Genomic DNA, 13,890 nt, shown 5'->3' on the forward strand with positions numbered 1-13,890 from the left:
GAATATGCGGGTCGCGACGGTCGGATTAGGCGATAGGTGCAAATATACCGTTGTCGGGGATGCGTTAGCTGGACCCGCCGCGTCGCTCGGCGATCAGTTGGGTCAGGATGGGGCGCGCGATGTCAAAACTCATCCCCGGTTTCAGGCGCGGCGAATAGAGCAGGCGCAGCAGCTCTTCGTCATGGGTGGTCAGCAGCGCGAATTCATCATCGTCGTTAAAGATTGAGGGCCGCGCGCGCGGGCTGTCATTGGCAAGGCCCAGACCCTGCGCCAGTTCCTCATGCACGCAGGAGCGGCGCAGCAGGTCAGGGTGCTCGGATCGGATGAAGGCGATGGCGCGCCGATAGGTGTAGTCGTTGTTATTGCCCGAAAATGCCACGACCAGACAATGGATTGAGCGCGGCAGATTGTTGAATAGATCCAGTGAGGCGGGGCTGATGTTTGGCACCAGAGTGCGAATGCGTTCAACTGCTTGCCCTCTGTCGTCCTCGCCCATGAACAGGACGTGGAAATTGGCGTTCGAACCGGCATTCGCACTGATCGGATGGCCAGTGACGCGGGCGAGGCGCGCGGCGTAATCGGAGACCATCGCGCGATCGGTGTCGCGCTGTGCGCGTGGCACTGAGGTGCCGAATTCGACGTTCATGCGCACAGGCTCGGTCCATTTGCGCAGACCGCCCGCGCGCCCGTCTGCCGGGGTCAGGCCGCGGTCGCGCGCATATTCGTCGTGAAAGACGATGGCCTCGAAATTGCGCATAAGGTCGGTGTCGGTATAGGGCGTGTCGACCCCCCCACCGCCGGTGCGCAAGAGGCCCTGTGCAATCAGCCCGGACTCGACGCGCGCATAATGCGCGGCGAGGATCTGGCTGCGCTCGGACGGGCCCGCGTCAGGCGGGGTGGCAGGGGGTTTCAAACCGGCCGGACGGGCCTGCGGTGTCGTGGAGGGCGACGGCATATCGGTGCAAGCGGCGATCGCCGCGAGGCCCGCCGCGCCGCAAAGCGCCCTGAGGATACCGCCTGACCGCATGACCGATTAGCCCTTTGTCGCCGTGCCGACCGTTTCGCCAAGGCCGGTCTTGCGTGCCTTGGCAGAGGCGAGGGTGTCGCGCAGCTCGCTCTCCATCTTTTTCAGATCCTCCTCGGCGGCGGCGCGGCGGGCCTTGCCCTCGTCCGCGATCTGGAGGCTCTCTTGAATGGTGCCGATAAGGTCGGCGTTGGCCTTTTTCACAGCCTCGATATCAAAGACGCCGCGCTCCATCTCTTGGCGGATGACCTTGTTGCTCTGGCGCAGGTTGGCGGCGTTGGACGTGAGCAATTCGTTAGTCAGGTCATTGGCGCCGCGTACGGCATCAGCGGCCTCGGCGCTGCGCTGGATGGTGACGGCTTGGGCCAGCTGCGTCTCCCACAATGGCACGGTGTTGACGAGGGTCGAATTGATCTTGGTGACCAGAGATTTGTCGTTTTCCTGAACGAGGCGGATCGACGGCAGCGATTGCATCGTCACCTGCCGTGTCAGTTTCAGGTCGTGCACGCGCCGTTCCAGATCGTCGCGGGCGGCGCGCAGGTCGCGCAGTTCCTGCGCCTTCATGACCTGATCGTCCTCGGGGGCCTTTTTGACCTCGGCCTCCTTGGCGGGAATGGTCTTGGTGTCCAGCAGACGGATCTTTTCCTCGCCGGCGGCGATATAAAGGGCCAGTTCGTCGTAGAATGTCAGCGTGCGGTCATAGAGCATGTCGAGCGATTTGATGTCTTTCAGCAGCACGTGTTCGTGGCGCAGCAGATCATCCGTCACCTTGTCGATCTGACCCTGCACCTCTTCGAAACGGGCGGTGAACTTGGCAAATGGGGCGGCGCGACCCAGCAGCTTTTCCCACCATGACCGCTCGCGGCGCACGTCCAGCTCCGAAACGGAAAAGCCGCGAATGGTGGTGACTATCCCGCGCAGGGAGTCTCCGGCGGGGCCGACATCCTTGTTGCGCACGCCTTGCAGCATGGCTTGCGATATTTCCTGCAATTCCGCCTGCGCAGCCGATCCAAAGGACACGATGGATTGCGTGTCTTCGATGTCGATCTCGGCCATGCGACGCTTGATTTCGGCGCTGGCGGGCTTGTCTGCGTCTTTCAGCGGCACGATGGCGTTCGCGTCCTGCGGCGCGGGCAGGATGCGCTGGCTGACTTCGGTGACTTCGGCAAGGCTGGCTTCGGCTTTTTGGCGCACGGATTGGGGCATTATAGATCCTCTTGGGTGGTAGTTGTTCGGGGCAGATGAACGCCTTCGCGCTCCAGCCGGTCGCGTAGTACGGTGATCTCGACCTCAAGCTCGCCCTGATTATTCTGTAGCAGTTTTTGCGTCTTGGCGGCGAAATTCTCTTCTAGATCGTCAAGCAGCGCGAGATAGTCGGACCGCGCAGTCGTGTCCTGCTTGCGAGTATAGACATCGGCGAACTTGATCGTCGCGTCGCGTGCTCCCATCAAATAAACGCCAGTATAACGGCGCGCAGCGCTCAGGTCGCGCGGGTCTTCTTCCAGCGTGCGCAACATTTCGCGCACCGTGGTTTGAAAACGTGCGACGCGGTCCTCCAGCCTGCGGTCGCGGGCGCGCAGGATGGCATCCGACATCTGCGCCAGCAGCGCCTCGGCCTGCTCGACGGTGCGCGCAACGCGGTCCTGCTGAAAGGTGTCGACGCCCTCCATTCCCTTGTCGCGTAGCGGGTCGACGCCAAAGGCGGCGATATGCAGGCCGGTGGTGACTGCGCCATAGAGGATTGCGGCGATCACGCTGCCATCGCCCGACAGGGCCGCCAGCGCGATCCCGATACCGGCGAGCGCCGACGAAAATATCTTGCGCGGGATGCCGGGGCGGCGGGCCACTTTGCGCTCGGCGTAGGCCGCTTCGGCGCGCAGGCCGCCACGCAAAAGCCACGCCGACAGCGCCAAAACGGCGGCCGAAGTCGCGCCCAGTGCCAGTCCCGCCGCCCCGGCAGCGAGAGAGGTGAACAGCACGACAGCGGCAGGCACGAACATGAGGTTCGCGCGCGCGCCCGCAGGATCTACGCGGTGGCGCTGCGCTACGGGCGCCTTGGTGTCGTTGTCGTTCCCATCCGGGCTGAATTTGCCGCCGAACCGCTGCGCCATGGGATCAAAGTCCCCCCAAGAGGCCGCTGGTTACACCCAGCATCAGCAGGATCAGCGCTGCATAACTTATCCGTTCCATACCGCTTCCTCCGGTCGACGTCAGATCGCGCGCCAGTGTTTGGCCCTCGCGCGCGGCGCGGGTCCATGCCGCAGCCGCCGCTCCGATCAGCGCCACGATGGCGCAGAGCAGAAGGATCAATAGCAAAAGCCGTGCCATGCCGTGTTACCGCTCCTTTACACGCATTTATGCGCAAGGGGAAAGTAGGGGATGCGCCGCGCCGTTACCAGAGGCAACCGCGCAGCCAAGTTTGGCTCAGTGCCGGGCCGCAGTGCGGCGCTGCGCGTTCAGCTTGCGGGTATAGCCCGACTGAAGCACCTCGACCGCGACCAGAACAACGACGCTGAAATAGAACGTCGTCTTGGACATCGGGATCAGTTCATAACCAAACAGGTGCAGCGCCATCGTGTCGTCATGCATCGCATGTGCCGCCGCCTGTCCCGCCTCGCCCAACAGGACGACGCCGACGATTAGCAGGATAAAGAGGCCCAGCACCTCATACATCCGGTTCTTTTTCAGGAACTCGGTGACGGTATCGGCCAGCAGCAGCATGGCCACGCCCGACAGGATGATCGCGGTCGCGAGGATGGCGAAAACATCGGTAATCGCCAGCGCCGACAGCACCGAATCGAATGAGAACACGAGGTTCATCATCACGATCAGCATGACGACCCGCACGGCAGACTTGCCCGATTTGGCGCTGATATCGTCGCCCAGATGCTCGATCGTCAGCATGTGACCGATTTCTTTGACGGCGGTATACATGATGAAGATGCCGCCGATGATGAACACGCAGGTGGCGAAATTCACCGCGCCCTCGATGACGCCCGTCCATGCAAAGATATAGAACGGCTCGGCCAGCAGGTCGATCAGATGAACCATGATAAACAGCAGCACGACCCGCAGCACCACGGCGATGATGATACCCCAAAACCGGACCGAGCGTTGATGAGCCACTGGCGCGCGCTGCGATTCAATAGAGATGTAGAGTAGGTTGTCAAAGCCGAGGACCGCTTGCAGAAAACATAGCATTATGAGGTTGCCCAGATTTTCGATGGTCAGCAGGTCGGCCATTATGCGCTCCGTCATCAGGAAAAGGTATGGTGGTCTGTAATTTACGGCTCAGGCGGGCAGGCAAACTGCGCTGCGCGCCGATAACAAAGCGATCCGGCAGGGAATGGTTCCCACGTTAATCCCGATTGCGGCGGCGTATGGTTGGTTTGCGCGGGGTGGGTTTGCCCCCCTTTGGGCCGGGCTTGCCGCCTTCGGCCGGCTTGGCATTGCGGCCCGCGCCTGGCTTGGCACCATGAGCAGGTTTAGCTGAGCGGCCAGCACCCGGTTTGTTGACATGATCCGGCTTTGCAGACCGCGCCCCGCCTGATTTGCCGCCCTTGGGCGCACCGGGTCGGGCAGGGCTGGGCCGGGAAGGGTCGGGTTGTGCCGGGCCGGGCTTGCCTGCCAGCGACGAACCCGTGCGGCGGGGGCGCGGCTTGGGCTTGAGGGCTGGCTGCGCCTCGGTTTCGGGGTCCAGCCCCAGTTGGTCGCGCAGCACGCGCGCGCGGATTTCCTCGACGGCTCCGGGCTTTAGCTGGCCTAGCTGAAAGGGGCCATAGCTGACGCGGATCAGGCGGTTGACGGTCAGACCGACGGCCTCCATCGCGCGTCGCACCTCGCGGTTGCGGCCCTCGCGAATGGCGCAGGTGATCCATGCGTTCGCGCCCTGCTGGCGGTCCAGCGACACGGCCATCGGTTGAAACCGCTCACCATCCAGCACCAGACCCTCGCGCAGCGGCGCAAAGGTGGCGTCGGTCGGGCGGCCATTCACGCGCACGCGGTACTTGCGCAGCCAGCCGGTGCTGGGCAATTCCAGCTTGCGCTTGATGCCGCCGTCGTTGGTCAGCAGCAGCAGTCCCTCGGATGTGATATCCAGTCGGCCCACTGTCATTACGCGCGGCAGATCGTCGGGCAGCTCGTCGAATATGGTGACGCGGCCCTGCTCATCACTGTTGGTTGTCACGAGGCCAGAGGGCTTGTGATAAAGCCAGAGGCGCGCAGGCTCGGGCGCGCCCAGCGTTTTGCCATTCACGGTGACGCGGTCCTGAGGCGTCACGTTCAGCGCAGCGCGGTCGATGACCTTGCCGTTGACGGTAACGCAACCGGTTTCGATCAGGCGCTCTGCCTCGCGGCGGCTGGCGATGCCAGCGCGCGCGATAACTTTGGCGATGCGTTCGCCGGGGGGCGGGGTCGTGCCGGGGGAAGGGGCGTCTTTGCTCATGAGCGCGGCATAGCCCATATGCGGGCCTTGCGAAAGCGTCTATCGCGGGGCAACAAAGGGTGCATGAGCTTTACCAGTCATATGGACGCCGCGCTTGCCGAGGCCCGCGCCGCCGCCGCCCGCGGCGAGGTGCCGGTGGGCGCCGTGATGCTGGACAGCGCAGGCAATATCGTCGCGCGCGGCAGCAACCGCACCCGCGAACTGAGCGATCCGACCGCCCACGCCGAGATTCTGGCTATTCGCGCCGCCTGCGCCGCTGCGGGGAGCGAGCGTTTGATGGGTCACACCCTCTACGTCACGCTTGAGCCTTGCGCGATGTGCGCCGCCGCCATAGCCGCCGCCCGCCTGAAGGCAGTCTATTTCGGTGCGATCGATCCGAAATCGGGCGGCGTTTTGCATGGCGCACGGGTATTCAGCCACCCGCAAGCGCACCACAAGCCTGAGGTTTACGACGGGATTGCTGCGGAGGAAAGCGAGGCTTTGCTAAAGGCATTTTTTGCCTCAAAGCGCGAGTGATGGTTTGAAAATTCCAAATCCCGACCTCAGAGGTCAATTGCCTCCATGACTTGTGGCTCGATCACGTTCACGCCGGGCAGGGCGGTCACCAATGCCTCGGCTGACTGTTCTAGCGCGTCGAAGGTGCGGTAGTGGCAAGGGATTACCGTCTTGAAATCAAAGAAGGTCTTGGCGGCATAGGCTGCGCGGCGCATGTCCATGGTGAAATGCCCGCCTGCGCAGAGGATACCGACCTCGGGCCGATGCAGCGCCTGAAAGACGCCCATGTCGGCCATAACGTCGGTGTCGCCGCTAACATAGATTGTGCGCCCGTCGTGTTCGATCATAAAGCCGCACTCACTGCCTGCCACATGAGGGCCATTCGGCCCGGCAAAGCTGCTGGAGTGGGTCGCGTGGACCATCGTGACGCGCACGCCGCCCAGATCGACCGTGCCACCCTTGTTAAATCCGACCGTCTCGATGTTTTCATGCTCGGCCCAGTGACTCATCAGGTCGAACTGCCCGACGACCGGGATTTTCAGCTTGCGGGCGAGGTCCAGAGTATCTGACGCATGGTCGAAATGCGCATGGGTCAGCAGGATATGCGTGGCGCCCTTGGTCGCCTCGTCGTGACGTGCCTCAGGCAGCATCGGATTGCCGTTCAGCCACGGGTCGATCAGCAGGGTCTGCCCGCCCCATTCGATACGAAATGAACTGTGTCCAAGCCAGATGATCTTCATGACATTCTCCTTTGGCGCTGTTGTGGTCATGTTAAAGCGTTTCGCGACAAACCTGAATCACAGATTTTCGCGAAACGCGCGCGACATATCAACGTTGCGCGCGTTTCGCCTTAGCTGAGTGCCTCAGGTCAAAGGCGAAACGCTTTAGCACAGCGCATAGTGCGCGGCATGGGTTCCGTGCGGATACTTGCACACGAACCGGGCGGGCGCTAAACGCGGGGCAACGCCCAATTGCGAAGGATCGTCCCCATGTCGATTGACACAAGCACCGCCGCCCGTGTGGCCAAGCTGGCCCGTATTCGCGTCGAAGAGGATGCGCTGCCTGCGCTGGTGGATGATTTCAACACTATCCTCGGCTTTATCGAGCAACTGGGCGAGGTGGATGTTGAGGGCGTTGAGCCGATGACCTCCGTCACGCCCATGCGCCTGCCGCGTCGCGCCGACACTGTGACAGATGGCGATCAGCAAAAGAAAGTGCTGTCGAATGCGCCTGATGCGCGCGAGGGGTTCTTTGCTGTGCCGAAAGTGGTGGAATGATGTCTGATCTGAACAAGCTGACGATTGCCGAAGCCCGCGATGCGCTGCGCAAGGGTGACGTCACCAGTGCCGAGCTGACCGAGGCGTGCCTGACTGAAATCGAGGGTGCGCGCGCACTGAACGCGTTCGTGCATGAGACGCCCGATCTGGCGCGCGAGATGGCCGCTGCCGCCGACACGCGACTAAAGCGCGGTGATGCGCCCGCGATGTGCGGCATCCCGCTGGGGATAAAGGATTTGTTTTGCACCAAAGGCGTGCCGAGCCAAGCGGGCAGTGGCATCCTGGAGGGGTTCACGCCCGAATACGAATCGACTGTAACGCAGAATCTGTTTGATGCAGGCGCGGTCATGCTGGGCAAGTTGAACATGGACGAATTCGCCATGGGCTCGTCCAACGAGACCAGCGTTTACGGTAACGTCGTGAATCCTTGGCGGCGCGGAAACGACGATGCTCAGCTAACACCCGGCGGCTCGTCCGGTGGCTCGGCTGCCGCTGTCGCCGCCGATCTGTGCCTCGGCGCGACCGGCACCGATACGGGCGGCTCGATCCGCCAGCCAGCGGCCTTTACCGGCATAACCGGGATCAAGCCGACCTACGGGCGCTGCTCGCGCTGGGGGGTCGTCGCCTTTGCCTCTAGCCTCGATCAGGCCGGACCCATGACGAAAACAGTGCGCGATTCGGCGATCATGCTGGGCGCGATGTGCAGCTACGACGCCAAGGACAGCACCAGCGCCGACATCCCGGTGCCGGATTTCGAGGCGGCGCTGTCGGGCGATGTTCGCGGCAAAGTGATCGGCATCCCCAAAGAGTACCGCATGGACGGGATGCCTGCCGAGATCGAAAAACTATGGGCCGATGGCACGGCAATGCTAAAGGACGCAGGTGCCGAAGTGCGCGACATTTCCCTGCCGCACACCAAATATGCGCTGCCTGCCTACTACGTCATTGCGCCCGCCGAGGCATCCAGCAACCTCGCTCGCTATGATGGCGTGCGCTACGGTCACCGGGCCAAGCTGGCGCCGGGCGATGGCATTACCGAGATGTATGAGAAAACCCGCGCAGAAGGGTTCGGCGCCGAGGTGCAGCGCCGTGTGATGATTGGTACCTATGTTCTCTCCGCAGGCTTTTACGACGCTTATTACAATCGCGCGCGCAAAGTGCGCACACTGATCAAGCGCGATTTTGAGCAGGTATTCGAGGCCGGCGTCGATGCGATTCTGACGCCAGCGACCCCCAGCGCCGCGTTCGGCCTCGGTGAAATGGCCAGCGCCGATCCTGTTCAGATGTATCTGAACGACGTTTTTACTGTTACGGTGAACCTTGCCGGCCTTCCGGGCGTTACAGTTCCAGCGGGGCAGGACGCGCAGGGGCTTCCCTTGGGGCTGCAACTGATCGGGCGTCCGTGGGAAGAAGGCGATCTGCTGAATTGCGCCTACGCGCTGGAGCGGGCCGCCGGATTTGTAGCCAAGCCGCAAAAATGGTGGTAGGTCCCGCCGATACCTGAGCGAGGCGAACGTGAACATGCGACTTCTGACGACGAGTGTGGCCCTTTTGGCGCTGGCCGCCTGCGGAACCTCTATCCCTGATAGCGCGCCGGACAGCGGCGCGGGCGTCGGGTTTGGCAACTATGCCGAATATCAGACCAAGCGCGATGCGCAGTTGGCGGGCAGGGCGCTGCCTGCGCCTGACGCCGTCACGTCGACGCCCATTGGCGGCGGAAGCGATTCTGATGATCTGGTGGCGCAGACCCGTGCAGCGCTGGGCACCAACCCCCAGAGTCTGGCGGGCAATTCAGGCAAGCCCATCGTGCAGGCGGGGGCAGCAAATCCCGCATCGCAGATCACCAACAGTCCCGGTATTTCGGTCGAGAACAACTTTGACGCGGTTAGTGGAACCCGCTCAATCGAGGATGATGCCGCGCGCGTTGCGGCGGCGCGTCAGCAATACGAAGTCGCATCGGTTGAGGCGCTGCCCAGTCGCAGTGGCGGCGAGGCGCCGAATATCGTGGCCTACGCCCTCAGCAGTAAACATGCGCCCGGCACGCAAATTTATCGGCGCGTAGGGCTGAACAAACAGGTTAAGTCCGAGCGCAATTGCGCGGCCTATTCCGGTCCGGATCTGGCGCAGATTGAGTTTCTGTCCAAAGGCGGGCCAGAGCGGGACCGCCTCGGACTGGACCCCGATGGCGACGGTTTTGCCTGTTCGTGGGATCCGCGCCCCTTTCGCAAGGCCGCAGGCGGTTGATCGGGCGTGAGCCCTCGCATTGACGCGGACTTGCCGGATGTCGTCTGGCAGCCGTCGCCCAACGTGGGGGCGCGGCGCGGCGGGGTCGAGCCCGATATCATCGTGGTCCATTTCACCAATATGCAGAGCGCCGACGCGGCGGTCGCGCGACTGTGCGATCCGGACGCGCAGGTATCCTGTCACTACGTCATCAGCGAGGATGGCAGGCTGTGGCAGCTGGTGGATGAGGCCGCGCGCGCCTGGCACGCGGGGCAGGGCCGCTGGGGTGCGGTAAGCGACGTCAACTCCCGCTCGATCGGGATTGAGCTGGCCAGTCGCGGCAACCATCCGTTTCCCGAGCCTCAGATGCATATGCTGGAGCGGTTGTTGCCGGGCATCATGGCGCGCTGGCATATTCCGCCCGAGCGGGTCATCGGTCATTCCGACATAGCGCCGGATCGCAAGGACGATCCCGGCCCGCATTTCGACTGGCGTCGGCTGGCCATGCAGGGATTGGCGATATGGCCGCAGGCCGGTGCCGCAGCGGATCTATCCCGGTTCCGCGATCTGAGTGCGCAAGTGGGCTATGGTGCCGAGTTCAGCGACGAGGCGGTGCTGACTGCGCTGCGCCTGCGCTGGCGGCCTTGGGCGCGTGGGCCACTGGACGCTGGCGACATGGCCGTGCTGGCCAATATAACTGCGCGCTTTCCCGTTGACCGGGGCGGGCAGGGTGCTTAACTGCGAATTGCGCGGAGGGCCGGATGGCCGCTTATGGGGAAACCGCAAGGTTTCACCGTGGGAGGAAAGTCCGGACTCCACAAGACAACGGTGCCGGGTAACGCCCGGCCGGGGTAACCCGAGGGAAAGCGCCACAGAAAAGAAACCGCCTGCACTTCGCCACGGCGAAGCACGCGGGTAAGGGTGAAACGGTGGGGTAAGAGCCCACCGCGGGGCTGGCAACAGCACTGGCACGGCAAGCCCCACCGGGAGCAATGCCAAATAGGGACCGCGCGCGGGGCAGGTCGGCCTAGGTCGATACCGCCCGCAGGCACGTCTTGGCCCGGCGGTCCGGGTTGGCAGCCAAAGGGGCGGTGGTAACATCGTCTTTAGATGAATGGTCATCCAAGGGCAGGTTACGGCTTGCTCTGGACAGAATCCGGCTTATAGGCCCTCCGCGCATTTTCGGGGCTGGATGCAGAAAGCGCCGGGGATTTTCCCGGCCCACGATGTCACGGGTAACGCGCACGCAGGCGATTGCGGGGTTGGGCTATTTGACCCAAGAAAATACCAGGGCCTTCGTCCACGGGAATGTCGCAATGGTGGTTGACTCGGGGGGCGGCGGCGTTAAAAGGCAGTCAAACGTATTTACCGGCAGCCCGGCTGCCCGTCGCAGGAGATGAAACATGGCGAAGCCGACCACAATCAAGATCCGCCTGAATTCGACCGCGGGCACGGGCCACTTCTATGTGACCAAGAAAAACGCGCGCACGATGACCGAAAAGATGGCACTCAAGAAATATGATCCCGTCGTGCGCAAGCATGTCGAGTACAAGGAAGGCAAGATCAAGTAAGATCTGCCTGAGCTATGTATTTTGAAAGGTCGCGCTAGATGAGCGCGGCCTTTTGCGTTGGAACGGACAGTGCTGCGCAGGAGTGGTCACAGATGATGGCGGGAAGATCCGCAGATGTGGATTGGAGCGATATTTTGGCTCCCGGAGAGCGGCTGTATTGGACAGGACGTCCAGTCTATGGTGCCCGAACTTGGCAATTGGTCGGGCACGAACCGGTCTGGTACGCGGCATTCGGTGCCGGGATCGCCATCATGTGGATCAGCGTGCCATTCATCCCGGCGGACGGATCCTTCGGCGCGTGGGAGGCGGCCTGGGTCTATGGGGCTGTCACGCTCTGTTTCGTCCTCTATGCGTACTACATGATCAGCACCCGCGCGTATGTGCTGGGCAGTTTGGACTACGCTGTGACGGACCGGCGCGCCATTGTGTGCAGGCACGGGCGCGATCCGCTGCTGCGCCGGCGGCGATACTTTGTCTCTTGCCCGCTGCATCCCGAATGGAGTTTTCCCATCGTAAAGCTGTGGCCGCTGGAAGCGGTCCAGGTGGGATCGGCCCTGTCGGGGGAGGCTGTTCAGCCGTTGGGGTGGGGTCTCATTCATCCCGGCTGGCCGGTCCTTTTGGGACGTTTGACCGTTCCAGTCCTCTTCGAGAATATCCCGGATGCGGGCGCTGTGCGTGATATCCTAGTCACGGCTGCGCGAAATGCCGGCCCGTAATAGACGCATCCTCGACGAAAAAGGCCGACCCTGCGGGCCGGCCTTCCCAATAGATCTAATTCAAGGCTGCTTACTCGCGGTTGCCCATCAACTGCAGCAGGAACATGAACATGTTGATGAAGTCGAGGTAGAGGCGCAGTGCGCCCATGATTGCCGACTTGCCCAGCCATTCGCTGTCGCCATTGTGCGCGTGGGCCAGATACTCATTCTTGATCGACTGCGTGTCGTAGGCAGTGAGGCCCGCAAAGATCAACACTCCGATGATCGAGATCGCGAACATGACCGCCGGCGAGCCGAGGAAGATGTTGATGACCATTGCCACGACCAAGCCGATCAGGCCCATGATCAGGAAGCTGCCCCAGCCCGAGATGTCCTTTTTGGTCGTGTAACCCCAGAGGGACAGACCGGCAAAGGCGATTGCGGTCGTCAGAAAGACCTGAGCGATCGAGAAATCGGTGAAGATGATAAAGATGTAGCTGATCGAGACGCCCATGACGGCGGCAAAGGCATAGAAAAACAACTGCGCGGCGGCTGCCGACAGCTTGTTGATGACAGCGCCAAACGCGAAAACCATGATCAGCGGTGCGAACATCACGATATAGCGGGTGAAGCCGGTGAACAGCGTCTCCATCATGTAGGCGTTGTTGCCGACGGCCCAAGCGGTCAAGAAGGTCAGCAACATGCCGACCGACATCGTGCTGTAGACCTTATTCATATGGGCGCGCAGGCCCTGATCGATCGCGGCTGTGCGGGTCCCACCTGCCGTCCGGATCGTGTTGTATTCAGCCATCTGTGCCTCCGATTTGATAAAGCTGGGTCCCGTTGTGGACCTTTGCGTACAATATCGGGGGGCTGGCGCGTTAATTCAAGGCTTTTCGCTCGTGGTTTTGCGCCTATTGCAGGGCGCATCGCTGCTTTCTGACATTGTCAGTGTCAGCAGCGGGTGGGCCGCCACGCGCGGGGCATATCCCAGAAGGAGCGGCGCGCCTCTATCCGGGCCTCGGCAGCGGTCAGGCCGACATCCGCCAGCGCATCCGCATCCAGCCCGGCCAAGGCCCGACGCGAGCGGTAAAGCGCGATCATCGACCCAAGCGGCAGCTTGCGCGCGGTGGTGTCGGTGCGGGTGTGGACGAGCATGGTCATGGCGGGAATCCTTCTGTTTTCGTGATGCATTGTGTGAGAAGCATTTGATCTGTTGATATATGTGGCAGAGTATGATGGATATTGGAAATGAATGTTCATGGACCCAAGCATCAAGGATGGTGATGAATGAGAAATCTTGACATGACGACGTTGCGCTCATTTGTGGCGGTGGCTGATCAGGGGGGCGTCACCCGCGCCGCCGCAATGCTGAACCTGACGCAATCGGCGGTCTCGATGCAGCTCAAGCGGTTGGAGGATCTGCTGGGTCTTGGCCTGCTGGATCGCACCGGCAGGCGCATCGCGCTGACACCCTCGGGCGAGCAGATGCTGGGATATGCGCGCCGTCTGGTCGCGCTGAACGACGAGGTTGTCGGGCGTCTCACTGATCAGGTTTGGGAGGGAGAAGTGACGTTCGGCGTGCCGCATGACATCATCCATCCGGTGATTCCCCGCGTTCTAAAGCAGTTCAACGCCGCATTTCCGCGCGTGCGTGTGCACCTTAGTTCGCTATTTACCAGTCTACTGCTGGAGTCGCATGGCAAGGGCGAGATCGACTTGATCCTTACGACCGAAACCATGGTTGGTCCCGGCGGCGAGACGCTGACCGAGGTGCCACTTCGCTTTTACGGCGCGAAGGGCGGAACGGCGTGGAAGCAGCGCCCGCTGCGCATCGCTACCTGCCGCAACTGCCTGTTTCGCCCCAAGGCCATCCGGCTTCTGGACGACGCCAATATCGATTGGGAAAGTGCGATCGACTCGGCTTCGGACGGTGCGATCGAGGCGACCGTCAGCGCCGATTTGGCGGTGACGGCGATGCTGGAAGGGACAGCGTCGCACCATCTGGAACCGGTTCCGCAACACGCGGGCCTGCCTGATCTGGGAGAGCAAAAGATCAATATGTATGGCGCCGCCACCCCGCAGAGCGAACTGGTGACGCAGTTGGCGGCCGTTGTGCGGCAGCGCTTTGGTGCTTCTGCGCTGGCGGTGGCGTCCTGAG

At 62.2% G+C, this 13,890-nt stretch carries 17 protein-coding genes and 1 other RNA gene; 9 read left to right on the forward strand and 9 right to left on the reverse strand.

The features are described from left to right. Positions 1-64: 64 nt before the first annotated feature. From U3654_RS05610 to U3654_RS05635, 6 genes are all read right to left on the reverse strand, one after another. The gene (locus U3654_RS05610; RefSeq protein WP_324754366.1) at positions 65-1,027 is read right to left on the reverse strand and encodes a DUF2927 domain-containing protein; all 963 of its coding nucleotides are present in this window, start codon (positions 1,025-1,027) and stop codon (positions 65-67) included. A 6-nt stretch (positions 1,028-1,033) separates the two neighbouring features. Further along, entirely contained in the window at positions 1,034-2,230 is a 1,197-nt protein-coding gene (locus U3654_RS05615) for a toxic anion resistance protein (RefSeq protein ID WP_324754367.1), read from the reverse strand. Beyond that, positions 2,230-3,135 carry a 5-bromo-4-chloroindolyl phosphate hydrolysis family protein gene (locus U3654_RS05620; RefSeq protein WP_324754368.1) on the reverse strand — a complete coding sequence of 302 codons (906 nt, stop codon included), beginning with the start codon at positions 3,133-3,135 and terminating at the stop codon, positions 2,230-2,232. The genes U3654_RS05615 and U3654_RS05620 overlap by 1 nt, the downstream gene beginning before the upstream one ends. A gap of 4 nt (positions 3,136-3,139) precedes the next feature. Then, positions 3,140-3,352, reverse strand: a complete 213-nt coding sequence (locus tag U3654_RS05625) for a hypothetical protein (protein WP_324754369.1) — start codon at positions 3,350-3,352, stop codon at positions 3,140-3,142. Positions 3,353-3,448: 96 nt separating this feature from the next. Continuing rightward, the gene (locus U3654_RS05630; RefSeq protein ID WP_324754370.1) at positions 3,449-4,267 is read right to left on the reverse strand and encodes a TerC family protein; all 819 of its coding nucleotides are present in this window, start codon (positions 4,265-4,267) and stop codon (positions 3,449-3,451) included. Between the two features lie 115 nt (positions 4,268-4,382). Continuing rightward, positions 4,383-5,468, reverse strand: a complete 1,086-nt coding sequence (locus U3654_RS05635) for a pseudouridine synthase (RefSeq protein WP_324754371.1) — start codon at positions 5,466-5,468, stop codon at positions 4,383-4,385. A 63-nt stretch (positions 5,469-5,531) separates the two neighbouring features. On the opposite strand from U3654_RS05635, the gene U3654_RS05640 reads away from it, so the two are divergent. Further along, entirely contained in the window at positions 5,532-5,984 is a 453-nt protein-coding gene (locus tag U3654_RS05640) for a nucleoside deaminase (protein WP_324754372.1), read from the forward strand. 26 nt (positions 5,985-6,010) lie between these two features. Here the strand turns inward: U3654_RS05640 and U3654_RS05645 are convergent, their stop codons facing one another. Further along, a complete protein-coding gene (locus U3654_RS05645) occupies positions 6,011-6,703 on the reverse strand; it encodes a metal-dependent hydrolase (protein WP_324754373.1) in 693 nt (230 codons plus the stop codon). Positions 6,704-6,952: 249 nt separating this feature from the next. On the opposite strand from U3654_RS05645, the gene gatC reads away from it, so the two are divergent. The 7 genes from gatC to U3654_RS05680 all read left to right on the forward strand — a co-directional run bounded on the left by gatC (position 6,953) and on the right by U3654_RS05680 (position 11,750). After that, a complete protein-coding gene (gene gatC / locus U3654_RS05650) occupies positions 6,953-7,240 on the forward strand; it encodes an Asp-tRNA(Asn)/Glu-tRNA(Gln) amidotransferase subunit GatC (protein WP_324754374.1) in 288 nt (95 codons plus the stop codon). Next, positions 7,240-8,727, forward strand: a complete 1,488-nt coding sequence (gene gatA / locus U3654_RS05655; RefSeq protein WP_324755231.1) for an Asp-tRNA(Asn)/Glu-tRNA(Gln) amidotransferase subunit GatA — start codon at positions 7,240-7,242, stop codon at positions 8,725-8,727. The genes gatC and gatA overlap by 1 nt, the downstream gene beginning before the upstream one ends. 34 nt (positions 8,728-8,761) lie before the next feature. Then, positions 8,762-9,484 (forward strand): hypothetical protein, encoded by a 723-nt coding sequence (locus tag U3654_RS05660; RefSeq protein WP_324754375.1) that lies wholly within the window; start codon positions 8,762-8,764, stop codon positions 9,482-9,484. 6 nt (positions 9,485-9,490) lie between these two features. After that, entirely contained in the window at positions 9,491-10,201 is a 711-nt protein-coding gene (locus U3654_RS05665; RefSeq protein WP_324754376.1) for an N-acetylmuramoyl-L-alanine amidase, read from the forward strand. A gap of 11 nt (positions 10,202-10,212) precedes the next feature. Beyond that, positions 10,213-10,643: RNase P RNA component class A (gene rnpB / locus U3654_RS05670), an RNA gene on the forward strand. 223 nt (positions 10,644-10,866) lie between these two features. Further along, positions 10,867-11,034, forward strand: a complete 168-nt coding sequence (rpmG, locus tag U3654_RS05675; RefSeq protein ID WP_324754377.1) for a 50S ribosomal protein L33 — start codon at positions 10,867-10,869, stop codon at positions 11,032-11,034. A gap of 38 nt (positions 11,035-11,072) precedes the next feature. Further along, the gene (locus tag U3654_RS05680; RefSeq protein WP_324754378.1) at positions 11,073-11,750 is read left to right on the forward strand and encodes a hypothetical protein; all 678 of its coding nucleotides are present in this window, start codon (positions 11,073-11,075) and stop codon (positions 11,748-11,750) included. 70 nt (positions 11,751-11,820) lie between these two features. Here U3654_RS05680 and U3654_RS05685 read toward each other — a convergent pair whose 3' ends face one another. Continuing rightward, positions 11,821-12,540 (reverse strand): Bax inhibitor-1/YccA family protein, encoded by a 720-nt coding sequence (locus U3654_RS05685; protein ID WP_324754379.1) that lies wholly within the window; start codon positions 12,538-12,540, stop codon positions 11,821-11,823. A gap of 143 nt (positions 12,541-12,683) precedes the next feature. Next, on the reverse strand, positions 12,684-12,893 hold the full coding sequence (locus U3654_RS05690; protein ID WP_324754380.1) for a DUF1127 domain-containing protein: 210 nt from the start codon (positions 12,891-12,893) through the stop codon (positions 12,684-12,686). Positions 12,894-13,019: 126 nt separating this feature from the next. Here U3654_RS05690 and U3654_RS05695 point away from each other — a divergent pair, with 126 nt between their 5' ends. Further along, on the forward strand, positions 13,020-13,889 hold the full coding sequence (locus U3654_RS05695; protein WP_324754381.1) for a LysR family transcriptional regulator: 870 nt from the start codon (positions 13,020-13,022) through the stop codon (positions 13,887-13,889). The last annotated feature ends 1 nt before the right edge of the window (position 13,890 follow it).

Origin of the sequence: Roseovarius sp. Pro17 (assembly GCF_035599575.1) — a bacterium.
Classification (GTDB): domain Bacteria; phylum Pseudomonadota; class Alphaproteobacteria; order Rhodobacterales; family Rhodobacteraceae; genus Roseovarius.